Raw genomic sequence first — 24453 nt, forward strand, 5'->3', positions numbered from 1 at the left:
TAGCCCACCCTAATTTATTCCCGTAAAATTGTCTTTGATACAATCCTGGTTTTTTTGCGATCGCTCTCCGTTAGTTCTTCACCAGCTTGCAAGCGAGTGGCAGAGACTTGTAACACCGTAGCTGCATTGGTGTCACCGATTTGCAAAGCAGTTTTAGCGGCTGTTTGCAGCATTGTCACCGCACCAGCGCGATCGCCCTGTGACAATTTTGCCTCTGCTATTTGAGTTTGGCGATACTTAGCTAATACCAAAATCGACTGTAACACCTGGGGATTCACAGCCGGTTGATAAGTCTTGGAGATATGGGCATATATCGGTAACAGAGGGGAAAATAAACCCTCTTTGTTTTCAGCAGGATCATCATAGCGAACTTGGATATGTCCAATTACTTGTTCTCCTTCTGGTAACTGTCCCAGATAAATATTCGCCAAAACTACCCGTTCTACATCCTTCATTAAATCTCCCAACCGAACAATAAAGCTACCATTGGCTTCTATTTCCACTGGTAACTCAATGGTTTCTGGGGCGACTTGGGCGATGGGTTTCAGTTCTGCTAGTCGCACACCCGGTACTAGAGATATCAACAGATGGGCATTGGTTAACCCCACAGACTGAATGCGCTTAAACAAGCGGCTAAATTGGTTTACGGCTTGTTCTGGACGCTCAATATAAGCGAGAGTACCACCACCAGCATCGGCAATTTTTTCCAGCAAATCCTGATTCCAGTCATTACCAAAGCCGAAGGTGTTGATTGTGAGGTTCACTCTAGTGGCTTTTTGGGCAAGTTCTAGACAGCGCTTGTGGTCATTGGGGCCAATTTGCCATTTCCAGATTTTTAACCCGTTGTCACCGCGCCCATCTGTGAGTAGAAAGGCTTGGGAAACAGCGCCTTTTGTGCCTTTGAGTAATTCTGTGATTCCCAGAGATAACCCTTCAGCAATGACTGTGCCACCACCAGCTTTCAGTTTTTTGTGTAGCTGAGATTTGATGCTTTCGGGGTCTTTGACGATTTGGTTGGGGATAATCACCTCAGCAGTCCCCGCAAAAGCGACAATGGAGATGCGATCGCCTGGATTAAGTTGAGCTAATAATTGTTCTACTGCCTGAATTACGGTTTTCATCGGTTCCCCATGCATGGAACCACTTTTATCCAGCATCAGGCATAAATTCAGCGGTAAACTTTGGTCAAGCTCATTGGCAAGGGACGAAATGGAAATTGCTAGTTGACGTTGGTTACTCGATTGAGCGGCATCAACATTAGTATCATTTAGTGCCGACAGTAATTCAACTTTCATTTAGGAGGAGCATCCTGCAACACGGTTTTTGAGACAATTCTGGTTTTTTTGCGATCGCTTTCGGATAACTCTTCCCCAGCCTGTAAGCGCGTGGCGTTGGTTTGCAATACCGTTGCTGCACCTTTATCTCCCATTTGCAAAGCCGTTTTCGCTGCTGTTTGTAGCATTGTCGCTGCCCCAGCCCGATCACCCTGTTGTAATTTTGCTTCGGCTAACTGGGTTTGACGATACTTGGCTAAAGCCAAAATCGACTGTTGAACTTGGGGATTGGCAGTTGGTTGGTAAAGCTGGTTAACATCGGCATAAACTGGCATATTTAGGGAAAATAATCCGGTTTGGTTTTGGGCGGGGTCATCGTAGCGGACTTGCACATTAGCGATCGCCTGTTTACCTTCTGGCAACTGTCCCAAATAAATATTAGCCAAAATCACCCGTTCTACATCTTTCATTAAATCTCCCAATCGCACTAAAAACCGTCCATCAGTGTCTGGTTGCACTGGTAATTCAATGGTGTCTGGAGCTACTTGGGCAATTGGTTTGAGTTCAGCTAAACGCACATTCGGTAACAGTGAAAATATCAGATAAGCGTTAGTCAATCCCACTGTTTGCATCCGGCTAAACAAGCGACCGAACTTATCCATAGCTTGATCTGGTTGTTCAATATGAGACAAATTCCCCAGTCCAGCATCAGCTATTTTTTCTAAAATATCCTGATTCCAATTGTCACCAAAACCCAATGTATTCAAAGTCAAATTATAGCTGGCTGCTAATTGGGCGAATTTCAAACAGCGATCGTTATCACCATGTTCATTTTCCCCATCCGTTAACAAAAAGGCTTGGGAAATAGTATCTTTTTTACCCTTGGCTAATTCCTCAATCCCTAAACGCAAGCCTTCATCAATCGCTGTACCACCATCAGCTGTGAGAAGATTAATTTGCTTTTTGATCTGGTTTCGATCAGAAATCACCTGATTTGGGACTAAAACCTTAGCACGGTGATCAAAAACGACGATACTCAGACGATCCTCCGAACTAAGTCTATCAACCAACAAACAGGCTGCTTTTTTCACAGTTTCAAGCGATCGCCCCTTCATCGAACCGCTATGATCAAGAATTAAGCATAAATTTAGTGGTACAGTCCGATCCAGCGTTTCCCCAATTGCGGAAATCGAAATTGCTAACTGGCGTTGACTGCTTAGTTGATGCGCGTCTACATTAGCATCATTAAGAGTAAGCTGCAAATTAACCTTCATAAGCCAAGTTTCCTATCAAAGATATCTATATCTATTTATAAATAACTTCAAAAGGTAGCTTCCGGGCTACGGAAAACAGTTTTCTCAAGGTTGTCAGCAGAAAACAGGGTGCAGGAACTTCTTCACTTACACCCTTTGACTACAGCTATTTTTTGCTACTTTGCTAGTTATCTAGTTGAGACTGGTATATTCAAAACAGCTAAGATTTGAACTTTTTAGGACTTACGCAAGATGTAACTGAAAACCTGATTCTTGCGTAGTGGTAATTCATGAATTACCGCTACTTTCATTCGGTTGTGCGTAAGTCCTGCTTTTATTAAGATTACGGAAAATCCGAGACTTGTAGGGGTTTAGCAGTGCTAAACCCCTACCTATAAACTCAAACAATTAAATTATTTGAGTATAATTGCTAATCAGTAATTGGGGGAAAATTCAAAGACTCCTTTTCCCCAATCCCCATCAACAGACTACACAACTAAACTAAAATCCCTAGAACTGAGAGTGATATCAGCATTACCTAAACGAGCAGACTCAAACACTCCCACTTCACCGAAAATATTACTATTTTGGTTGTAAGATAAACTACTAGCGCCTTGATTAAAGACAATGCGGGCATTATTAGCAACAAACCCATCATCAGTAACCAGAGCAAAATCTGTCAACCCTTGTCCCGCTGCAAACAGAGAGATAGAGTCAGCACCTAGCACACTAGTAAATAACCCATCACTCAAGGCGTTATCCAGTGAATTGATACTGGGAGCGGGCGTTACCGCATTAGTAATTGTTCCCGTTACAGGCGCAGTTGTGCCAATGATGTAATTACTAGCAGGAGCTAAAGTTAAAGCCACAGTTTCATCACTTTCAATGATGCTATCTGCGGTGGGGTCAATAGTCAGAATTGCTGTTGCAGAACCCGCAGCAAAGGTAATTTTTCCACCTGTACGCGAGAAAGCGGCGGCACCAGTTTGAGTGTAGTCGGCGTTAAAGGTGGCTGTACCTCCAACTTTATAGCTCACGCTGAGGGCAGAGGTGGTGATACCTGTACGAGTGAAAGTGTAAACTAAATTGGTTGTTCCATCTTCAGTGACACTGCTGGGAGCTACCGCTAGGGTAATGGATGGAAAATCATCATTGATAATAGTTCCCACAACAGCAGTGGCCGTACCAACGTTATAACCAAATCCATTCGCTAGTCTTAAAGAAACAGTTTCATTACTTTCAATGGTAGTGTCTGCTGTGGGGTTAATAGTCAGGTTTGCTGTATTTGCACCAGCAGCGAAAGTAATGGTACCTCTTGGGGTCGTGAAAGTTGATGTGGAAATTTGTCCACCAGTTTGGGTATAGTCGGTATTGAAGGTAGCTGTACCCCCAACTATATAGTTCACGCTGAGGGCATTGGTAGTGTCTCCTGTACGGGTGAAGGTATAAACCAGGTTAGGCACTCCATCTTCTAGTACACTGTTAGGACCTACCGCTAGGGTGACGGATGTCGCCAAAGAATCATTATCAGCAATGGTGGCAGTCGCACTGGTTGAACCACTGATAGTGTAGCCAGTGGGAGCCGTGATGGTGGCGATGATGGTTTCGTTAGGATCGACAACAGCATCATCAATAGTTGGTAAGGTGATGGTAGCTGTAGCTGAACCTGCGGCAAACGTGGCTGTTCCTGCACCAGAGTTGGTATAGTCGGAACCAACTGTAGCTGTACCACCCAGACTATAATTGACGTTTAAAGCTGCTGTCAGATCGCCTGTGCGAGTGAGGGTAAAGACGCTACTAACAGATCCTGTTTCTGCACCATCTGTGGTTTTGACGATGGATAGTGTTCCAATATCATTATCAGCAATGGTGGCAGTAGCTGTATTGGAACCAGTCGTGAAGTTAGTTCCAAAAATATTCAAGCGCCAAGAATTCCATGTTCCTACATCTTGAATGAATCGGTCAGAAACATTAAGAGTCCAATTACCGAGCGAGGATTCATCCCAATCACGTTTCGTGGTGAATTTCCAGCTTGAATAATTATCATTGGAGTCATTACGATCTTCAGCCAGGCGAGAAACTGTCCCACTTGGCGAAGTTAAGCTGATAACTAAATCTCCACGGTAGGTGTGAGTTGCATCAAAAACAATTTCTACTGCTTCTACCTTGAGATTTTGTGTTATGTTTACGGTTCTGGAAATACCTGTTACATTATTATCTGGAATTGCCGCACCCACAGTTTGAGTGCCGGATGTAGTTGATATTTCTGGACCAACATTGACCCAAGTTTTTGCCAAGTTCACAGCAGCTAAGGCATCAATTTGCCCAAAACCATAGTTATGATTGACATCATGACCTGCACTATTCACAGACCAATCGGAGTTAGTAGGGTCATTTTTCTCAGCACTCCGAACTAGAATATGCTGTACATCTCGCCAAGTTAGGTTAGGGTTCGCTTGTAGCATCAGCGCAACTACACCGGAAACCAAAGGAGTAGCTGAGGAAGTACCACCAAAATTATTTGTGTAGTTTTGATCAGCAAGACCGTTATAGCCATCTGCACCAGTAAGATCGGTGGTGACAATACCCAAGGTACCACCATTGGAAGGTGCTGTCACCAATAGATTTGCACCTGGCTCGCTGTACGAAGAAAAAGCACCATTGGCATCATTTCTATTGGCAGCAACAGCAATTACATATCTGGAGTTGGCATAACCGTCATAATTTGAATTGTCATTATTTGCTCGGCCATTTCCGCCTGCCCAAGTATAAATGCTGCCTTTCCCTCCTCGACCTGTAGTCACTCCAGTTTGAAGGGCTGCCAGAGTTAGAGGACCTGGACTTGCAAGTGAGGTACCAGTGTCTGAAGGCCCCCAACTGTTGTTGTAGATATAATTTCCTTGGGACTGATAGGTTAAGGCATTTGCTTCTTGTTGGTCTGTAGTAGCGGCAGCAGTTAGGCGAATTCCAGATAGATTAGCACCAGGAGCAGCACCGGAGACACCAATGCTATTATTTCCTCTGGCAGCAGCAACACCTCCAACAGAAGTCCCATGTCCATCTGTTGAAGATGGTGTCGGATCGCTATCATTGGAATTAAAATCATAACTCAAGGATGCCTGATAACCAGGGCTGATATCTGGGTGTGAGATTTGCAATCCATCATCAACAACTGCAATCGTTACTCCAGTACCACGAATAGGTGTGTTTAAAGTATCAAGAACATCCCAAGCGGGGATTATATTGGCATCAACTCCCAGTGTGCCTCCACCTTGTCCTGTGTTGTTTAAATGCCATTGCTGGGAGAATAGAGGATCGTTGGGGATAAAGCGTGCTTGCTGCTGACGAGCCACAAGAGGAAAGAAAAAGTCTAAGGTAGTACCTATTTTACTTTTAAGGATTTGGGCAATCTCTTGAGATGATTTGGTATTAGAAAATTCAAAAACATAAGTTCCAGGAATAAATCCTGTCAAACCTTTATTTGTTGCACCTAAAAGAGTAGCTAAGTTTTCTGGAGATTGTGTTCCAGATATTCCTATTGCCCACTGTCTAGTTTGGGACAATTCTTCCACTGAATAGCTACTCAAAATTGTTGCTCTTTCAATGGATTGCTTGATATCATCAGATAAATTTCTGGCTGCTCCACTGATAGCATCTTGACTAACAATGGGAACAGAAGAAAGAGAAGAGGTATTCGACTGGTTGAGTTTGGTAATGTTAGTGCTGAAGGTGGGAGTTTCTCCAGAGGTTACTCCATTGATAGTCTGTGCTGTTTGATTAGGAATAGCAATGGTTGAACCACTGATAGTGTAGCCAGTAGGAGGAGTAATGGTGACGGTGATAGTTTCGTTAGGATCGACGACGCCATCATCAATGGTTGGTAAGGTGATGGTAGCTGTAGCTGAACCTGCCGCAAAGGTGGCTATGCCTGCACCAGAGTCGGTATAGTCGGAACCAACTGTAGCTGTACCACCCAGACTATAACTGACGTTTAAAGCTGCTGTCAGATCGCCTGTGCGAGTGAGGGTAAAGACGCTACTAGCAGGTCCTGTTTCTGCACCATCTGTGGTTTTGACGATGGATAGTGTTCCAATATCATTATTAGCAATGGTGGCAGTCGCATTGGTTGAACCACTGATAGTGTAGCCAGTGGGAGCCGTGATGGTGGCGATGATGGTTTCGTTAGGGTCAACAACAGCATCATCAATGGTTGGTAAGGTGATGGTAGCTGTAGCTGAACCTGCTGCAAAGGTAGCTATGCCTGCACCAGAGTCGGTATAGTCGGAACCAACTGTAGCTGTACCACCCAGACTATAACTGACATTTAAAGCTGCTGCGGTGTTTGTGCGAGTGAGGGTAAATACGCTGGCAGTGCCTGATTCAGCACCATCTGTGGTTTTGACGATGGATATAGTAGATAGAGAAGCGATCGCAGCATCTACTCTAATTAATCCACTCCCGGTGAGAAAGTCATACCCAGGAGTATTCATGTCTAATGCTGTATTCTTCAAGGCGTTGTAAATCTGGGTATTAGTTACGCCTGGAATTGCCTGACGGATTAAAGCTGCTGCTGCGGCTGCTGATGGTGCGGCTGCTGATGTACCGCTGAAATTGGGTTTACCATTACCATCTCTATCTTGCCCAAAGAATGTAGTATCAACACCATCTGGTGCTGTAATAGCAGGCTGATTGCGAATAACTGGTGTTGCCAGTCTATTTCCTGCTGTATCGAATAGGATAGGAGTACCACCTAAAGAGGTGAATGACTCAGCAACAGGCGGCGTTACCCCAAATGCTGGTGTTTGTTGATAATATGCAGCCGCTACACCTTGACCGTTAGCAGATTGATTGTGTCCAAAGGAAGTTGAACTATTGGTGGCAAATTGAAATGTATTATTAGCAGAACCAAAATCAATATATTTGATTATGGATGGGTCTGGTCCGCCGACTGCGTTACGTTTGCCGATCGCTAGGTATCCTGTTCCAGTTCCAGTTACGCCCAAAAATTCAAATGGATCGGCATTTAAGTTATTGTTTGTACTAGAGGCAAAGATAGTGCTTGTAAAGCTAGGAGCCGCGAACAAAAACAGATCCAAATCGCTTTGAGAACCTGCCCCGCCAATGCTGGCAGAAGCAAAGGGCTGATCCCATTGGAAAGCAGCTCTAAATGAACCGTTGATAGTAATTGCTTGGAAATTATTTACTGTCCCACTGGGATCAAAATCCTGAAAGGTGTAGGATCGTCCGCCAACAGTGGCAGTGCTACCTACCACGAATGGGCTTTCATAGGAACGACGGGCTTGATTACTTGCCGAAGAAAAATAGGCAACGCCAGTTGCAGCTACTTGGTCTACTGCTTGGGTGACAATACCATCCTGAAAAAATGGCTCGGCGAAATAAACTACATCATCGACAATCACACTTGCCCCTGCCCCACCATTAGCTACGGGTTTTGCCAGATTCACAATTCCATTGGCAAAGCCAGCTTGTCCACCAACGGAGGCAGTATTGAAAGCGAGTGTCGCTCCTGGGGCTACGTCAGCGACAATTTGCAACATTGCCCGACCTTCGTCAGTACCACCGGAAGCTAAATCTTGCAGTACAATTACCCCTGATGGCAAATCCCCGGAAGTAACATCAGTAGCAGCACCACCTAAGTTATTGTAACTATCCGAGAGAACACCAATGGTGATACCCGCTCCATTGACACCATATAGTGAACGAGCAATGTCTGAACGTTGAGCTACGTCGCCCTGACTAGTAACGGAACCAACATTTGTCACAACTTCGTCAGACGGACTGCTGACCAAGCCGACATTTGTTGCCGGGGTGTCAGTATTATTTGTGATTGGCTCGTAAGCGGGACGAACTAAACGCAAGCTAGACAATGCAGCTACTTTATCTAGTTCTGATATGGGAATCAACCCGGAAACTACACGCCCAAAAGCAGAAACTTGTTGTAGTCCTAGTGCTTGTAAGTCAGACAATAATTGAGCGGGGTCACTATCTGCTGTGGCTTCAATGGCAATATTGTCACCGATTATCTGTAGTGATGACTGATTCGCAACAAGACCACCAGTTAAGCCATTTACCTGTAAAGATGACGGATTAATGCCTGTAAATAGGGTTGCGAGATCTGAGCTAAGTTTTGCTAGTGGTCCATTTGTCACCGCAAATAAGTTAGACAAGTTTTGCTGTGTAAGTGGAACTACTGACAGTTCTGAATCTGCTGATGAGGTGTTTTCGACGTTGGTGAGTTCGTCATTGGTCAAATCGGACAATGGGTTGATGTTGCTATCCATAGAATTGATTAATTAGGGTAAATGGTTGTCTGAAGTTTTTAGTTGTTACTCAGAGGTTGTCTGAGAAGTTCAATTGCAATCAACTAGTACCGCTTTCTCGGAATTAAAAATTAGGCTTTTTCGGTATTTTTAATGGTTGCTTAACTTCCGCCGCGTTGTACTAGTGTTAAGACGGTAGGAGGGAAGAAATCCTGAATAGTAAGCTTTGTTAAGCTTTTTTAACTGGATAGTTACACCAACCACCAAGGTAGTTAGGACATTAACTGTAGTGCTAACGCCAACGTCTCAACGTATCGTAGGTATTGATAAAATTTAGACACAAAAAGACTTTCAACCCTGTCTCCTGCTATATTTCCGCCGTGCCGCACTAGTGTTGATTTGAAAAGTATTACCAGCAAGAACTGATATCAAAAGCTCAAGAATATTAATTTTGTCGTATAATATACAAAAAATAATTCTTGCATACTGTAGCACTGATGTCAGATCCAGATTCTGGATACAGATTTTCCATTTATGTACATTTGATCTAGAAGAAGTTACCCAACCTAGCTCACTTCAGTAAAGCAAACAGCAGAAATCGGTAAGGGCTTTGGGTCATGTGAGTGTTTAATTCCTACTTATCGTGTTTTTACCCATACGTATATTGGTACTTCCAATTCATCATAGTCACAGAATCATTTATGAGTAAATACAGAAAATTCAGGCATTAATATATATATTTGTATAAAATTAATATCAACAACAGATTTCTGCACAGGGTAAAAGTTTAGCTATGAATAGTGAAGAAGCATTAAGCTTAGTATGCAAACTATTTGCTACTAAGTACGAGATACCCTTGACTCCTCTTGAACAAGAGATTATTCGTCAAAGCTGGGAGGGTAAGGAATATAAAGATATGAAAATTGCTGGCTATTCTTCTGCTTACGTTAAAACTAATATTGCACCAGAATTGTGGAAAAAAATCTCTAAGGTTTTAGGAGTGACTGTAGGGAAAAAGAATTTACGGGTAGTGTTACATAATTTACAACGGGAGAAGTTGTCAACTAAATTAGAAACTCCCAGGGAATTTTTTCATAAACTAGAAGCAGTTAATAGTATTTCTGCACAAAATTGGCAAAATATGTCCGATTTAGAAATATTTGGACGTGGTGAGGAATTGGCAATTTTGCAAAAGTGGATTTTACAAGATCAATGTCGCTTGGTGGCAATTTCTGGAATGGGAGGAATGGGTAAAACCACATTAACTGGTAATCTTTTGAAACATTTAGTGAGTAATCAAGCGACTAGATTTGCAAATATTATTTGGCTTTCGTTGGAAAATGCGCCAACATTAGAAAGTATTTTGAGAGAAATTATTGATTTGATTTCATCTCAACAGCATTTAGTTCCATCTATTGAAAATCTGCTGGACAATTTGCGTTCAGAACGCTATTTAATTATTTTTGATGCTCTAGAAAATATATTTTCTAAAGATAGTTTAGCAGGTAAATATCGTCAGGGTTATGAATCATATAGCAATTTATTCAAACAAATAAGTACATCTCAACATCAAAGTTGTTTATTATTAACGAGTGTTGAAATTCCTAGAGAAATTAGTATTTTAGTAGGCAAGAATAGTCTTGTACGCTTATTGCCACTTCAAGGTTTAGCAATTCAGCCAGCTAAACAACTACTCCGCAACAAAGGATTAACTGAAGAAGAAGATTGGGAAAGGCTAATCAACTTATATCGCGGTAATCCTTTAGCATTAAAAATAGTGGCGACAATGATTTTAGAATTATTTAATGGTAAGGTCAGTGCTTTTTTGGCAGAGAATACTATATTTATTGGTCAAATTGCTGAAATTTTAGATAAACAATTAGTGCGATTATCTGATTTAGAAATCCAACTACTTTACTGTTTAGCTAGTATAAAAGAACCAGTGAAATTTGCTCACTTATGTGTATATTTTGAGCAAAAAAATATATCTAAGTCCCAAATAATAACAGTTCTGGAGTCTTTAATCATGCGATCGCTCATCGAGAAAAATATTGAACACGGCGAATTTATGTTTACTCTTCAGCCTCTAATTCAAAAGTATGTTCAAAAGTATTACACTAAGTAATATATCGGTAACAAAATTAACAAATACGTGCATTTTTAGGTCGAGTATGGATTGATTAAAGATCCATTACCCACCCCTTATTCGCCTAAAACATAGCATAATATTCAAAATATCCATCCTAGCAACCTAGCTTTCTTGACCATAAGAGAGAAATCCACACCCTAAATCACCCAAGCATCGCGTTAGGATGTAGTACATTAACGGCATAGTTTCAGGCGATCAGTTGCTATGGACATTTCCCCCATCAAGGCTGTTCAATCCCCTTATTACGGCGATAATTTCTATCGGACACCTCCACCAGATTTACCTTCCCTACTTTTGAAGGAGCGAATTGTCTATCTAGGAATGCCACTGGTTCCTTCTGTTACGGAATTGATCGTCGCCGAATTGCTTTATTTACAATCCGACGATCCCGAAAAGCCAATTAAAATCTACATCAACTCCACAGGAACTTCTGGTTACAGTGGCGATCCTATCGGTTTTGAAACCGAAGCCTTCGCTATCTATGACACCATGAAATACATCAAGCCTCCCATCCACACCATCTGTATCGGTTCGGCGATGGGTATGGCGGCAATGCTTCTTAGTGCTGGTACACCCGGTTGCCGTGCTAGTTTACCTAATTCCAGCATTATCTTACATCAGCCCAAGAGCTACGCTCAAGGACAAGCCACCGATATTCAAATTCGGGCTAAGGAAGTTCTGGTCAACAAAGCAGCAATGGTTGATATTCTGTCTTTCACCACTAAACAGTCATCAGAAAAAATTAGCAAAGACATGGATCGCCTTCTCTACATGACACCCTACCAAGCCAAAGAATACGGTTTGATTGACCGAGTTTTTGAAAAAGAAGAACTTGCTAATCCCCCACTCCCTGCAAGTGTGCTTTAAGGAGGCAGGAGGCAGGAGTCAGGAGTCAGGAGGTTATTCTCCCTATCTCCCCAATCCCCAATCTCCAGTCCCCAGATTAATAACTAATTACAAAAGGAGTACCGAAAATGCCTATAGGCGTTCCTAAAGTTCCTTACCGGATGCCCGGAGGACAGTATACAGATTGGATTAGCATTTATGACCGCCTCTACCGGGAAAGAATTATTTTTCTGGGACGGGATGTTGATGACGAAATCGCTAACCAAATTATTGCGGTCATGCTTTATTTGGATTCAGATGATCCAGGTAAGGATATTTACTTGTACATCAATTCCCCTGGTGGCATGGTTACGTCTGGATTGGCGATTTATGATACCATGCAACACATCAAATCTGATGTTGTCACCATTTGCGTTGGGCTAGCGGCTTCAATGGGGTCGTTCCTGTTAGCAGCTGGGACTAAGGGTAAGCGGATGGCTCTACCTCACTCCCGGATTATGATTCACCAACCTTCCGGTGGTACTCGTGGCCAAGCCTCTGATATCGAAATTGAAGCCAGGGAGATTCTGCGGATTCGCCACCAACTCAATCAGATTTATGCTAACAATACTGGTCAAGCTTTAGCCAAAATTGAAAAAGACATGGATCGTGACTTTTTTATGTCTGCTCAAGAAGCTAAGGAATACGGCTTAATTGACCGTGTGATTGAAGAAAGGATCTAAATAGGGCAAAATAAATTCAAAATTTGAAGTTGAAAATTCAAAAGTAGAAATTCTTCATTTTGAATTTTTAATTTTGAATTTTGAATTGGAGCAAAGCAACATGGATTTGGGAGATTGTTACCGTTTATTGGGATTAAGGTCGGGAGCCTCTTTTGCTGATATCAAGGCATCTTACCGCCGACTGGTGCAGCAATATCATCCCGATATGAACCCCAATGATGAAAAAGCTAAAGATAAATTTATTGCTTTGACAGAGGCTTATCGATTCCTGCAAACGGTAGTACCATCTGAGGAAATAGCCCTAAAATCAAATAGTTCATCTAGTTCATCAAATTCTGTAAGTAGTTACACGGAGGTAAAAGCCCAAAGTTCAGCAACGGCAACTACTGTAATGCCTCACCCACCGACCTTGGAAGATATAGAACAACGGTTAAAGTGGAAGACTTATGAACAGTTACAGCGGTTTTTGCAAGAAAGACGTTTTCCTCAAGCGATCGCTCTCGTGGAAGCTTTAGCTGCTAGATTACCAGAAGATATAGAAGTACGCCAATGGCAAGCGATCGCTTATCAAATCTGGGGAAGGGCGCTAATTGCTGAAAAACAACTGCCTAAAGCCAGAATTTATCTCAAAAAAGCTTTAAAGACAGATCCCCACAATAAAACTCTTTTGATTGAAGTTCAGCGGGATTTCCAGCGCTTGGGTCAAAAATTCTAACAGTTATCAGTTATACTCAAAACGGCTGAGATTTGAACTTTTATAAGATTACCGAAAAAATGGGTTTAAAGCCATTTTTTCGGTAAAGCTGGTAAAATCAGATTATTCAAATTTTTATTTTTCCGCATGGACATAGTCCACAAAATAAAATTTAGGGACGAGCCAAAATTTCAGCCAAGAATAAGCTCCCAGTCCCAAAAGTGCTGTAATTACTAGTGGTAGTCCTAGCTGGATACGTAAAGCATCAGGCAGAATCGCCACACCAGAAATGCTGATCACAAAATATGCTAAAAGTGCTATTTGCAAACGTCGTATATTTTTCAGTGCATTGCGACAACTACTACAATGCTGGGTATGTTGTTTGTAACGATCCAACATTACTGCACGATTGTCATTGATTTTCGAGCTTTCTGGAAAACTAATTCCTGCCTCATTCCCAGGTAACTTTCCCTGACAATACTTATCAAACCAATTCCGAAACTCAATTACTAATCTATCTGCACTTGTAGGTAATTTATAGGCAGTTTTCCAACTTTCACTTAATTGTTTTTGTTGCAGAAAATATTCTTGTTGATGTAAAAGAATCATATCTCCATCTAACACTAAATTTCTCTCATCAATATGATTCCACCAACGTGGTGTAACCCGATGTAATGTTTTAGCAAAGTTTTGAGCAAATTGAGCAACAATTCTGCATTTACCAGGAGATGTCGGTAAACAATAAAAAATTAGACCTAATTGTTTACCAGTGTTACCAATACTAATTGCATACTCTAACCGACAAGGTGGTTCAAAAGTGATTTTTGTTAATAAGCCTCTGACCATAGAAGCTTCAATTAAATTTGCTGTTGATTGGATAATATCTATTTGTATGGGTGTTGCTTTTTCTCGATCACCCTGCACTCCATGATGAGCAAAAGGTACATGACTGGGATCTACGAGATTTTCTACTAGGGTTTGCCAATTGTATTCTAAATCACGAACATAATTGCGCCACACAAAACCTTTGTTAGTATCTACCTGTGGTGATAAAGGTAGTGGTGTAGTTGCAGCTAGTTCTGCTGTTTTGGCATCAGGCCAAACCCAGAGTAATTCATTTTCTTGACGCACTGGTAGAGAAACTACACAGAAATTTCGTTGATTTTTTGCTACTAGTTCGGGATTTTCAGCTTGGGGAATATGAGTACAAACACCTTGTTCATCAAATTGCCAACCGTGATAACTACACATTAAGTTACCCGTCTTATCGTCAATACGTCCCTCACTTAAGGGAGCAAGACGGTGAGGACATTGATCTAAGAATACTCGGTAATCCTCAGATGACTTAGGCTTCCAAATCACTAAACGGATTCCCAACAAAGTTACGGGAACTGGCCGCTGTGGATCAAGGTCTTCAACTGGTGAGAGGGGATACCAGTGCTGAAAAAAATTGAATTCAGCTTGCATTTAACTTCTTCTAATAACGAAATAAATCAGGGTGTATAAAAATTGTATGTCGAAATCTGCAATTACCATAACCGTTAAATTGTTCGCTGCCTATCAAGAGGCTTATGGCGTGAGTGAACTAGTGCTGGAATTGCCTCATGGTACACCAGTCAAAGCGGTATGCGATCGCTTCATCTCTGAACACCCAGAACTCGCACAATGGCGTAACGTTACCCGCTTTGGCATTAATCTCATCTTTGTTGAACCAGACACCCTACTAAAAGATAGTGATGAAGTCGTGCTAATTCCACCGGTTAGCGGCGGCTGAGGATTGAGTACCGAGGATTGAGTACCGAGGATTGAGTACCGAGTACCGAGTGATTGACTCGGATTTACACTCGTTACTTATCACTCGTTACTTTCCTGTTCTTATCCCCCTCATCTCCCCCACCTTAATCCCTTATAAAAACAATATCCGACAAAAATAGTCGGGTATGTTTGACGTGTATTTTAGGGCGTGTTAGAGTAATCCAAAGTTGACGGACATACGGGGAAAGCTAGTTTATGACTCAGGCGATTGCAAACCTAAACCAAGCAAACACTTCCATACTAAAAGCCTTGAAGTGTAAGGAATGTGGAGCAGAATATGAACTCAAAGCTAGTCATGTTTGTGAGTTATGCTTCGGTCCATTGGAAGTTAAATATGACTACAACGCTTTACGCCAGTCCGTCAGCCGAGAAAAAATCCAAGCAGGGCCAAATTCAATTTGGCGCTACCGTCAATTTTTACCCGTCGCTACCGATAATGTGATCGATGTAGGAACGGGGATGACTCCCCTAGTGCGATCGCACCGTCTTGCCCGTCGCCTGGGATTAAATAAACTTTATATTAAAAATGATGCCGTCAATATGCCCACCCTGAGCTTCAAAGATCGGGTGGTATCAGTTGCACTGAGCAGAGCTAGAGAATTAGGTTTTACAACAGTTTCTTGCGCTAGTACAGGTAACTTAGCAAATTCAACCGCTGCGATCGCAGCCCATGCAGGTTTAGACTGCTGCGTATTCATCCCCGCAGACTTAGAAGCTGGTAAAATATTGGGCAGCTTAATTTACAGTCCCACCCTCATGGCTGTAAAAGGCAATTACGATCAAGTTAATCGTCTCTGCTCAGAAGTTGCCAATACACACGGATGGGGTTTTGTCAATATCAATTTACGCCCTTACTATTCCGAAGGTTCCAAGACATTAGGCTTTGAAGTAGCAGAACAACTAGGTTGGGAACTACCAGATCATATTGTTGCTCCCTTAGCATCTGGTTCCCTGTTCACCAAAATCTATAAAGGTTTCAACGAATTCGTAGAAGTCGGTTTGGTAGAAGGCAAAAACGTTCGTTTCAGCGGCGCTCAAGCTGAAGGCTGTTCCCCCATTGCCAAAGCCTTCAAAGAAGGACGTGACTTTATCCAGCCAGTGAAACCAAACACAATCGCTAAATCAATCGCTATTGGTAATCCAGCAGATGGTGTTTATGCTGTAGAAATAGCCCAGAAAACTGGCGGTAACATTGAATCAGTCAACGATGCAGAAATTATCGAAGGCATGAAGTTACTGGCAGAAACCGAAGGTATCTTCACCGAAACAGCTGGCGGTACAACCGTTGCCGTCCTGAAAAAATTGGTAGAAGCTGGCAAAATTGATCCAGATGAAACCACAGTGGTTTACATCACAGGCAATGGTTTGAAAACCCAAGAAGCAATCCAAGGCTACGTTGGCGAACCTTTGACCATTGATGCCAAACTAGATAGTTTTGAACGGGCGCTAGAAAGATCCCGCACACTTGATCGCTTAGAATGGCAACAAGTGCTTGTTTAGTCATGAGCCAATGGTCATTAATCATTAGCAAGTGACCATTGAGCATTGACCACTGACAACCGACCACCGAGAATTGATATATAACTAAAGATGGCTGTAAAAGTTTTAGTTCCCACAGCACTGCAAAAATTTACGAATAACCAAGCTACCTTAGAATGCAGTGGTAGCAATATTTCTGAGTTATTTGAGTCCTTAGAAGAAAGCTGTCCTGGGATCAAATCACGTTTGTGCGACGAAGCCGGAAAACCCAGACGGTTCTTAAATTTGTACGTCAATAGCGAGGACATCCGCTTTTTGGAAGGCACAGAAACCGTGCTGAAAGATGGGGATGAAGTCAGTATTGTTCCAGCCGTTGCCGGTGGTTGAGATATCTTAAATTAGCGAACTGATTCTGGCTAGGCGCTGGTATGTCAAAATGAAGGTAACTGACTACCCCAAGGTGAGCAACTCGCTCCAAAAGCTAGATATAAGGATTGACCTGAGCAATGGCAGAAGAAACCAATCAAAATCAGGCGGGAGAAGTGGCTCCCAGTGCTGCTGGAGAAACCGTTCCTAGTCGTAACGAACCAGTAGCTACAAGCCTTCCTACAGCAAACACACCAGATCCGAAAACAGCAAACCCAAAAGTTAATCCCAATGCTGCTGCACCTGCTAAAGAAAAACCTGATGCAGCCGCTAAAGCTCCCAAAAAGGAAAAACCTCCAGCAGTTGAAGACAAGCCTTTTGAAGAGTTTATGCAGCAGGAATACTTACCAGCTTTGCAACAGGCAATTGTTGCCGAAGGAGTACCAGATGTACAGCTAACTTTTGCCAAGCAGAAATATCCCATCACTGGGTTTAACTTTGCAGAAGAATGCTGGCAAATTATCGGTAGTTGGCAAAACGGACAGCGCCAATTTAACGTCTATTTCCCCGATGCAGATATTCAAGGTAAAAAAGGCTTTTCCTGTAACGAAGGTAAAAAACCTAGTACCCTTGAGTCATTCTTAATCGATGAGCGCAAAATTACCCTAGATTTGCTGGTATCTCGGTTAGTATATCGCTTAAACGGTCAAAAGTGGCTGGGGAGAAATTAATTATTGGTCATTAGTCATTAGTCATCGGTTTTGGACAAATGCCTACTGACTTTACAATTCGTGGAAATGGTAGGTAACGGCTCCAGTCATGGGGTCGTTATCTATTCTGACATAACCTGATTGCAGCATTTCTTTGAGAACCTTTTCCACTTCCGCAAAACTGGCTCCCGTTGCTTTCACCCCTTGAGTCACAGTTAAATTACCCCCCTTGCTTTCTGCGGCTTCCAGCAGTTTAACCATCAGTTGGTTGCCAGTTGGTTGGTAAACTTGGGAATTAACTACTGCTTGATTTAGCGGTACACCCGAAGGCGATAAACCTGCTTTGAGTCTAAGCTTCTGTTCATACTCTTCAGTCATACCAGGGATGAGGAATAGATCCACTATCTGCCCTATGTACAACAAACCACCAGTACACAACCACAATACACCAGTTCCTATCTTGCCATTGTATAATCGGTGCAACCCTCCCAAGCCTAATAATCCACCTGCACACAAGAGATAAGAGATCAAAAGACGGTCTTTATTTTGATTTTTTTCCACATTCATCTTGTTTTCAGCCCCTTAGAGTAGCTCTTGTTTTTTTGAGATTGTTAGTTGCTGGCTGCACTTTAGGCACTCTTCCTTTAAAATAACCTACATACTAGGATGCTAAAGGCTGAACACTATAGCTGACTACCGATTTTCAAGCAGCAATTCCGTAACTACTAAAGTTTTGTTGCAACTCTTAATGTTTTATTTGCCATTTTCCCGGCAACACCTTGGTAGACTGAATTTTATACATAATGTAATTATTGTCCTTAGCTGCACCTTGTGAGAACATAAGCTTTGGCTCTCTGGTGTACTCAAACATAAGAAAAACATTCATGGCAGTCAAAAAATGGTAGATTCCCTCAAAAAACCAGGCTTTGAAGAAATGCGGCCCGGGGTTAAAGTCCCGTCAAAAGAAACCCTCTTAACACCCCGCTTTTACACAACAGATTTTGACGAAATGGCGCGGATGGACATCTCCGTCAACGAAGACGAGTTAAGAGCCATTCTGGAAGAATTTCGCGTTGACTACAACCGCCATCACTTTGTCCGAGATGCCGAATTTGAGCAATCCTGGGATCATATTGATGGGGAAACTCGCCAATTGTTCGTTGAATTTCTCGAACGTTCCTGTACAGCAGAGTTTTCCGGCTTTTTGCTCTACAAAGAACTCGGTCGCCGCTTGAAGGATACAAGCCCTCTATTAGCTGAATGCTTTAACCTGATGTCACGGGATGAAGCACGTCATGCTGGTTTCTTAAACAAGGCAATGTCAGACTTTAATCTATCTCTAGATTTAGGGTTTTTGACCAAGAGCCGTAGTTATACCTTCTTTAAGCCCAAATTCATCTTCTACGCTACTTATCTTTCTGAGAAGATTGGTTATTGGCGCTATATCACCATTTATCGCCATTTAGAACAACATCCTGAAGACCGGATTTACCCAATTTTCCGCTTCTTTGAAAATTGGTGTCAGGATGAAAACCGTCACGGCGATTTCTTTGATGCCATCATGAGAGCGCAGCCACAAATGCTCAATGACTGGAGAGCCAAACTATGGAGTCGGTTCTTCCTGTTGTCAGTGTTTGCGACAATGTATCTCAATGACATCCAGCGCAAAGATTTTTATGCTTCTCTAGGCTTAGATGCGAGAGAATATGACATCCATGTGATCAAGAAGACTAATGAAACCGCAGGTAGAGTCTTCCCACTCATGCTAGATGTAGAAAATCCAGAATTTTATCAGCGTTTGGATATTTGTGTCAAAAATAACGAAAAATTGGCAGCAATTTCCAAGTCTAACAGTCCTAAATTCCTGCAATTCTTCCAAAAAGCGCCAATTTACCTATCTCATGGTTGGCAGTTGTTAAAGCTGTACTTGATGAAACCCATTGATGCGGTTTCTGCTCAAGGTGAAGCTCGCTAATTTAGCGTAGTTTGACAATAAAAAACTTTGGTGGTTCTGTGATGTACAGAGCCACTTTTTTTGTTTTCATCAGTATATTTAGGGAGCAAATTACAGAAAGTCAGCGTCAGCAGTGGTATAGCAATCCTAAATTCTTTTCTCGTTCCCATTTTCTCGTTCCCATACTCTGTATGGGAATGAACTTTAGAAGGCTCTGCCTTGGCGTGATAGTAGAGTCTGAGCCTCTGTGATAGCATTCCCAGTCAGAGACTAGGAACGAGATAAACGAGATCACAAATTTTCTCGTTCCCATACTCTGTATGGAAATGAACTTTAGAAGGCTCTACCTTAACGTGATAGTAGAGTCTGAGCCTCTGTGATAGCATTCCCAGTCAGAGACTGGGAACGAGATAACAAATAGCAGTTCCATATAGCAAGTAAAAATTTATGTATAATTCTACATACAAAGTTTTTAGGAGTAAATTGCCACTCCTGTTGACTTTTTCCCTATTTACTAACTTTGTACCTGCCTCTGCTTCAGTTTTATGTCCAGCAAACCCCTCTGCAAAAGACCATAAGATAGCTGATAGCTATAACAGAGATGGAGATAGAGGAAGCAATGGACGCGCTGGTCGAGATGGTCGCAGTGGTCAAAATCAAACTATATCTGCTGATGGTTCACCTGTAAATCTTGATTTGTCGGGTCAAGATGGTGAAGACGGGGAAGACGGAGAACGTGGTTCTCGACCTCGCTGTAGAGAAGAACGTGAAAACGTCAACTACAACATCAATGCACCAGATGGTGGTGTTGGTGGTGCTGGTGGTAAAGGTGGAGATGGGGGTAATGGTGGCTCTCTCACCGTCTATTACAGCAATTTGGCAGATTTAAAGAAAATTTTGGTTCGCGCTGTTGGGGGACAAGGTGGACGCGGTGGACAAGGTGGTAGAGGAACAGCAGGTTGTAACTGTCGTCGCCGGAGTTGGGAAATCAAAACCTGTACAGGAACTCCCGGTAGTCCTAATTATAAGTGTACTAATACAGTTTACAGATGTTACAACGGCAGCGATGGACGTGATGGTAGTTATGGTCAGGACGGTAAGCTAGGACGCTTAGGAAGTTTAAGTCTAATTAACAGCAAAGAACCTTTGAGGGATGATACACCAACTTTAAAATTAGCAATTGGTGAATTAGCAAATAAACAGTTTAATCTCTCCAAGAATAAATGGCAGCAGCGACAAGGAGCAAATTCTCTGTTAGCTGTTGGTTCTGTAATTGCTGATGAATATCGAGAGTTTGAAAAGCGACTAGAAGGGACTTTTAAATTAATTTGGCAAGAAAAACAACCTATTGCTAATTTTGCTAATCAAACTGCAACGTTAAATTTAAATGACAGTGAACAAGTAGAAGTTACTTTTCCTGAAGATTTGTGGGTTGATGGTAATGCCACAAATCAGGGGCAATTAACAGAGTTTACTGTTAATTATGCTATTCCTAAAAAAGAGGTGACGCGGTTAGCAGTAGCTGAGTTTGTAGATGCGGGACAAAACCTCAATTTGAAAATAGTTGATTTAGCTGCCAAATCTAATTTAATTAATACTCAATTTCGGGTTAAATATCGAGCTAGAGAGAATTTTTCTGGTTCTTTTGACTACCAAACTTTCTATGAAGGGGAAATTCCGGCAACACTTGTAACTCGTGATCATAACCGTTTTACCCTAGCTTTAGGTAAGCTCAAAATTCCTAGGGAGGCGCTGCAATCGGGTACAAATGTGGATATTCAATTAGTGGCAATTCGTTCTTTAGGGGGACGTTCTGCACAACAAACTCTTAACTGGCAAGGTGCAATTCGTAGGGCTAAATAATTGCTAACAATTTGATGTTTGAATTGTTTAGGATGATTGTTTTTTACCTTTATCTGTAACCATTTGGGAGAGAATATAACCTGTAAAATCCAGCAACTGATCGAACAAAACGCCAATAATAGCGATATAGAGTATGGACTCAAGAATGTATTTAGAGTTGCTAGTTTTATAAGCATTCCAAGCCAGAAAGCCCAGCCCTTTTGAACCGATGAGCATTTCTGTGGCAAGGACTGTAAACCAAGCTATCCAAAGGCCGATTCTCAGAGCTTTAAATACATGATGGATAGCTACACGAAAGTTATTATCTTGTTTGCGAAATTGTTGGATACCTGTTGCTGTTTCAATGATAATTGACCAGAAGACACCAAAAAAAACAACGAATACAGCGGAAGGTTCTTTCTCTTTAAATAGGATAAGAGCTAGAGGTAAAAATGCTATGGCAGGTATGCTATTGGGTATTTGAAATATCCGCGTAAATAGCTGATAAACTATACGATTAATACCAATAACAAAACCGATAAACAGACCCAGCACAGCGGCTGGAATATAACCTACAAATAACAATTGTAGGCTTGCTAAAACGTCTAAAAATATGCTATTTTCCATTCCTGAGTTACTATTTGAAACGTCTGGAAATACTAGAGCAATAATACTCAATAGCTGCGGAAAGGAAAACTAAAAAGCCGATGTGAAAACCTAACTAAAATTTATCATTAAAGAAAAATTTAATAAAAAAAATAAATAATATTTCAATAATTCAATGTCATGAAAATAATACAAACGTAAATCTGTACCTGATTTAACAAAATTATGTAAAAGCAATTATTAATAATATAGCAATCCTAAATCATGCATAAAAACCAGTCTTTATTTACTCTGTGTCCTTGGCATCTCTGCGGTTAGTTAAACAAAAATAATTTCCACACACAAAATAGAACAGCTATATATAAATTATCAAATATGAAATTGTCTCATTGAGATTTCATCCTTCATATTTTGGGAATTATTTCCCTAAATTACGTTTCATTTGTTCCAACTCGTCTTGAGTTTCCCAACGCTGAAATGTATTTTCTAAATCGTCAAAACTACTAGGTGGAGTTTGCCAAGTATTGGTTTCTAAACGCTGCGGAGTTTGAGCTTTTGCACGCGCTGTCTGTGCTGCGGTGGCTTTAGCTTGTACTTCTTGACGACGCTGCTGAATTTTGCGTAGAAGTTCCTGAGATTGGATAATGCGTTCTTTTAAACCCTGCATTTGTCCCCAACGCTGATTTCCTTCGCGCAGAAGTGCGTCTTCTCTATCTTGCGCTGCTGAGGCTAAATCCTGTCTACCTGCGGCTTTGGCTTTTTGTACGCGAATGTGCCAACGTTGGATTTCTTGGGCTGTGGAGAGAATATCATCTTGCGATCGCTTCTCCTGTAATTGTAACTCAGCAATCAACTTTAAAGTATCTTCTTCTTGCTCTCGCAGCTGTTCTAACAGCATTTCTAATTCCAAATGGGGATTATTACGCAAGAATTCTTCTAAACGTTCTTCTAAAAACCGACTTAAATCATCAAATAAGCCCACTGTCAAAACTCCAAATGTCGGGTGTGTAACTATTTTATTGTAGTAAATTCTCTTGGCTGTTTGCATGATCAGCAACTCCTGCTTTAATACCGTCTAAATTTAAGGTTGATTTGATACAAATCGATAGAGGCATAAACGCAGAGATTCATTTGTAGCTTTATATTAAGTTGTGAAAATTTGTATCATCTTTATATAAATTTCATGAAATTTATATTTTCTACCTATGATTAGCAAGGGTGTGAGATTGTGCAGTATCATACAATCCATTTTGATCTTAATTATTAATATAGAATTAGAGATAATAGCGGTGATTGAGATATGCGATATCAAGTCAAGTTAAATAAAATAGATAAAGTCTATGCTATCTGGTGTCCTGCTTTACCTGGATGTTGGACAGTTGGAGAAACGGAACAAGAGGCTTTAGATAAGATGAAATATGCTATTCAAGCTTACTTAGAAACTGCTGATGAAGTTAGTAAAAATTCTGAATTTTATTATGTAGAAGTTAGATAATACTAATTAGCAGAAATACGTATTCATTAATTCGATAATTACCTAAAGTGGTGTCACCCAATAGGTAATACCGTTAACAGTTTTATTCCTCAAACCAAACTTAGGTAAATCCTCTTCATTCCAACCAAGATAAGTCCAATGAGGAAGATCATTTTCAACAGTCTGAAACCAACCATTTTGATTTAATGCTTGTCTCTGTGCTTGATTAGATACCCCTAAATCAATAGCTAATCCCCAGAGGTGTTGTGAAGTTCCTGGGGGTGCAACTGTACCCAGAATTTTTGTTTCTTTACCTTGTTGTACTTGTGATAAAGTTTGACTATTAGTGTATTTTTGCCAAAATCTTAAATTAGTAGCAAAACTGCGAGTACAATCACCAGAATATCCAGATTTAAGAGAAATATTTTGCAAATGTCTAGCTTTATTAAAAGCTTCAGCGGCAACTTTTTGTAAATAACATTCTGTAGTTCCCTCCACTAAATCTACTCGCATATTACCCTGATATTCTTGGGTTTGTTGTTCGTTGTCTAAGATAACTTTTGGTGGTAGTTTAATTTCTGGTTCTTGATTTATAAATACTGTACCGTAAGCACGCAGGATGATATATTCAAATGTATTAGGTTGGGGAAAATTTGCTATTTGGTGAGTAATTGTAGCTAAAAAACGTTGTTGTTCATCTAATTGCTGATTGGGAATAAATGGTGTAGATGGTGTTGTGTTGACATTATTTATAACTGCCGTATTTTCTAATGATTCATAGTAGTTAATGTCACTACTGCCAACTAGAGTAAAAAATAGGAAGGTAATGATGGTAATAAAAGTTATCTTTCTTAAACGGCGTTTTAGTTTGGAATAACGTTTCATTAAAAAATTGATTGACTTGACAACTTGGTTTTAATTATATTACAGATTTTCAGAATGTTTCTTGTATAAATTTTGCGATTTCCTAGAACCCAGTTTCTAAAGC

General features: G+C 41.2%; 19 protein-coding genes. 11 read left to right on the forward strand and 8 right to left on the reverse strand.

Features of this window, described 5'->3' with window-relative positions; translation table 11 throughout:
* Positions 1–14 precede the first annotated feature (14 nt).
* The 3 genes from H6G59_RS13450 to H6G59_RS13460 form a co-directional block, all read right to left on the reverse strand.
* Positions 15–1295 carry a vWA domain-containing protein gene (locus tag H6G59_RS13450; protein WP_190715155.1) on the reverse strand — a complete coding sequence of 427 codons (1281 nt, stop codon included), beginning with the start codon at positions 1293–1295 and terminating at the stop codon, positions 15–17.
* Positions 1292–2548 (reverse strand): vWA domain-containing protein, encoded by a 1257-nt coding sequence (locus H6G59_RS13455; RefSeq protein ID WP_190715157.1) that lies wholly within the window; start codon positions 2546–2548, stop codon positions 1292–1294. The genes H6G59_RS13450 and H6G59_RS13455 overlap by 4 nt, the downstream gene beginning before the upstream one ends.
* A 467-nt stretch (positions 2549–3015) precedes the next feature.
* Positions 3016–8829 (reverse strand): S8 family serine peptidase, encoded by a 5814-nt coding sequence (locus H6G59_RS13460; RefSeq protein WP_190715159.1) that lies wholly within the window; start codon positions 8827–8829, stop codon positions 3016–3018.
* Between the two features lie 772 nt (positions 8830–9601).
* On the opposite strand from H6G59_RS13460, the gene H6G59_RS13465 reads away from it, so the two are divergent.
* From H6G59_RS13465 to H6G59_RS13480, 4 genes are all read left to right on the forward strand, one after another.
* Positions 9602–10933: a helix-turn-helix domain-containing protein gene (locus H6G59_RS13465; RefSeq protein WP_190715161.1), complete on the forward strand. Its 1332-nt coding sequence runs from the start codon at positions 9602–9604 to the stop codon at positions 10931–10933.
* Positions 10934–11161: 228 nt separating this feature from the next.
* On the forward strand, positions 11162–11824 hold the full coding sequence (locus tag H6G59_RS13470) for an ATP-dependent Clp protease proteolytic subunit (protein ID WP_190715163.1): 663 nt from the start codon (positions 11162–11164) through the stop codon (positions 11822–11824).
* Positions 11825–11931: 107 nt separating this feature from the next.
* Positions 11932–12525, forward strand: a complete 594-nt coding sequence (locus H6G59_RS13475) for an ATP-dependent Clp protease proteolytic subunit (protein ID WP_127055078.1) — start codon at positions 11932–11934, stop codon at positions 12523–12525.
* A 100-nt stretch (positions 12526–12625) separates the two neighbouring features.
* A complete protein-coding gene (locus H6G59_RS13480; protein WP_190715165.1) occupies positions 12626–13240 on the forward strand; it encodes a J domain-containing protein in 615 nt (204 codons plus the stop codon).
* 114 nt (positions 13241–13354) lie between these two features.
* Here H6G59_RS13480 and H6G59_RS13485 read toward each other — a convergent pair whose 3' ends face one another.
* On the reverse strand, positions 13355–14686 hold the full coding sequence (locus tag H6G59_RS13485) for an aromatic ring-hydroxylating dioxygenase subunit alpha (RefSeq protein ID WP_190715174.1): 1332 nt from the start codon (positions 14684–14686) through the stop codon (positions 13355–13357).
* Positions 14687–14732: 46 nt separating this feature from the next.
* Here H6G59_RS13485 and H6G59_RS13490 point away from each other — a divergent pair, with 46 nt between their 5' ends.
* From H6G59_RS13490 to H6G59_RS13505, 4 genes are all read left to right on the forward strand, one after another.
* Positions 14733–14993, forward strand: a complete 261-nt coding sequence (locus H6G59_RS13490) for a MoaD/ThiS family protein (protein ID WP_190715176.1) — start codon at positions 14733–14735, stop codon at positions 14991–14993.
* 236 nt (positions 14994–15229) lie between these two features.
* Complete coding sequence (gene thrC, locus H6G59_RS13495; protein WP_190715178.1) at positions 15230–16534, forward strand: threonine synthase; 1305 nt, start codon at positions 15230–15232, stop codon at positions 16532–16534.
* A 90-nt stretch (positions 16535–16624) separates the two neighbouring features.
* Positions 16625–16900 carry a MoaD/ThiS family protein gene (locus H6G59_RS13500; protein ID WP_190715180.1) on the forward strand — a complete coding sequence of 92 codons (276 nt, stop codon included), beginning with the start codon at positions 16625–16627 and terminating at the stop codon, positions 16898–16900.
* Positions 16901–17019: 119 nt separating this feature from the next.
* Positions 17020–17610, forward strand: a complete 591-nt coding sequence (locus H6G59_RS13505) for a DUF2996 domain-containing protein (RefSeq protein WP_190715182.1) — start codon at positions 17020–17022, stop codon at positions 17608–17610.
* A 51-nt stretch (positions 17611–17661) separates the two neighbouring features.
* On the opposite strand, the gene H6G59_RS13510 is transcribed toward H6G59_RS13505, so the two are convergent.
* Positions 17662–18156, reverse strand: coding sequence for a TM2 domain-containing protein (locus H6G59_RS13510; RefSeq protein WP_190715184.1), 495 nt, complete (start codon positions 18154–18156; stop codon positions 17662–17664).
* Between the two features lie 331 nt (positions 18157–18487).
* Between H6G59_RS13510 and acsF the strand changes: the two genes are divergently transcribed.
* Positions 18488–19564 (forward strand): magnesium-protoporphyrin IX monomethyl ester (oxidative) cyclase, encoded by a 1077-nt coding sequence (acsF, locus tag H6G59_RS13515; protein ID WP_190715187.1) that lies wholly within the window; start codon positions 18488–18490, stop codon positions 19562–19564.
* Between the two features lie 426 nt (positions 19565–19990).
* On the forward strand, positions 19991–21406 hold the full coding sequence (locus tag H6G59_RS13520; protein WP_190715189.1) for a collagen-like protein: 1416 nt from the start codon (positions 19991–19993) through the stop codon (positions 21404–21406).
* A gap of 27 nt (positions 21407–21433) precedes the next feature.
* On the opposite strand, the gene H6G59_RS13525 is transcribed toward H6G59_RS13520, so the two are convergent.
* Both H6G59_RS13525 and H6G59_RS13530 read right to left on the reverse strand, forming a co-directional pair.
* Positions 21434–22012 (reverse strand): ABC transporter permease, encoded by a 579-nt coding sequence (locus tag H6G59_RS13525; RefSeq protein ID WP_190715340.1) that lies wholly within the window; start codon positions 22010–22012, stop codon positions 21434–21436.
* Positions 22013–22409: 397 nt separating this feature from the next.
* Positions 22410–22973, reverse strand: coding sequence for a TIGR04376 family protein (locus H6G59_RS13530; protein ID WP_190715342.1), 564 nt, complete (start codon positions 22971–22973; stop codon positions 22410–22412).
* 318 nt (positions 22974–23291) lie between these two features.
* Between H6G59_RS13530 and H6G59_RS13535 the strand changes: the two genes are divergently transcribed.
* Positions 23292–23486: a type II toxin-antitoxin system HicB family antitoxin gene (locus H6G59_RS13535; protein ID WP_016951989.1), complete on the forward strand. Its 195-nt coding sequence runs from the start codon at positions 23292–23294 to the stop codon at positions 23484–23486.
* Between the two features lie 42 nt (positions 23487–23528).
* Here H6G59_RS13535 and H6G59_RS13540 read toward each other — a convergent pair whose 3' ends face one another.
* Complete coding sequence (locus H6G59_RS13540) at positions 23529–24350, reverse strand: D-alanyl-D-alanine carboxypeptidase family protein (protein ID WP_190715191.1); 822 nt, start codon at positions 24348–24350, stop codon at positions 23529–23531.
* Positions 24351–24453: the final 103 nt, after the last annotated feature.

Source organism: Anabaena lutea FACHB-196, assembly GCF_014698305.1.
In the GTDB taxonomy this organism is placed as follows: domain Bacteria; phylum Cyanobacteriota; class Cyanobacteriia; order Cyanobacteriales; family Nostocaceae; genus Anabaena; species Anabaena lutea.

Excerpts from the sequence above, each read along its gene's own strand:
- H6G59_RS13450 (WP_190715155.1), bottom strand. The coding sequence starts at position 1,295 with ATGAAAGTTGAATTACTGTCGGCACTAAATGATACTAATGTTGATGCC.
- H6G59_RS13455 (WP_190715157.1), bottom strand. The coding sequence starts at position 2,548 with ATGAAGGTTAATTTGCAGCTTACTCTTAATGATGCTAATGTAGACGCG.
- H6G59_RS13460 (WP_190715159.1), bottom strand. The coding sequence starts at position 8,829 with ATGGATAGCAACATCAACCCATTGTCCGATTTGACCAATGACGAACTC.
- H6G59_RS13465 (WP_190715161.1), top strand. The coding sequence starts at position 9,602 with ATGAATAGTGAAGAAGCATTAAGCTTAGTATGCAAACTATTTGCTACT.
- H6G59_RS13470 (WP_190715163.1), top strand. The coding sequence starts at position 11,162 with ATGGACATTTCCCCCATCAAGGCTGTTCAATCCCCTTATTACGGCGAT.
- H6G59_RS13475 (WP_127055078.1), top strand. The coding sequence starts at position 11,932 with ATGCCTATAGGCGTTCCTAAAGTTCCTTACCGGATGCCCGGAGGACAG.
- H6G59_RS13480 (WP_190715165.1), top strand. The coding sequence starts at position 12,626 with ATGGATTTGGGAGATTGTTACCGTTTATTGGGATTAAGGTCGGGAGCC.
- H6G59_RS13485 (WP_190715174.1), bottom strand. The coding sequence starts at position 14,686 with ATGCAAGCTGAATTCAATTTTTTTCAGCACTGGTATCCCCTCTCACCA.
- H6G59_RS13490 (WP_190715176.1), top strand. The coding sequence starts at position 14,733 with ATGTCGAAATCTGCAATTACCATAACCGTTAAATTGTTCGCTGCCTAT.
- thrC (WP_190715178.1), top strand. The coding sequence starts at position 15,230 with ATGACTCAGGCGATTGCAAACCTAAACCAAGCAAACACTTCCATACTA.
- H6G59_RS13500 (WP_190715180.1), top strand. The coding sequence starts at position 16,625 with ATGGCTGTAAAAGTTTTAGTTCCCACAGCACTGCAAAAATTTACGAAT.
- H6G59_RS13505 (WP_190715182.1), top strand. The coding sequence starts at position 17,020 with ATGGCAGAAGAAACCAATCAAAATCAGGCGGGAGAAGTGGCTCCCAGT.
- H6G59_RS13510 (WP_190715184.1), bottom strand. The coding sequence starts at position 18,156 with ATGAATGTGGAAAAAAATCAAAATAAAGACCGTCTTTTGATCTCTTAT.
- acsF (WP_190715187.1), top strand. The coding sequence starts at position 18,488 with ATGGTAGATTCCCTCAAAAAACCAGGCTTTGAAGAAATGCGGCCCGGG.
- H6G59_RS13520 (WP_190715189.1), top strand. The coding sequence starts at position 19,991 with ATGTATAATTCTACATACAAAGTTTTTAGGAGTAAATTGCCACTCCTG.
- H6G59_RS13525 (WP_190715340.1), bottom strand. The coding sequence starts at position 22,012 with ATGGAAAATAGCATATTTTTAGACGTTTTAGCAAGCCTACAATTGTTA.
- H6G59_RS13535 (WP_016951989.1), top strand. The coding sequence starts at position 23,292 with ATGCGATATCAAGTCAAGTTAAATAAAATAGATAAAGTCTATGCTATC.
- H6G59_RS13540 (WP_190715191.1), bottom strand. The coding sequence starts at position 24,350 with ATGAAACGTTATTCCAAACTAAAACGCCGTTTAAGAAAGATAACTTTT.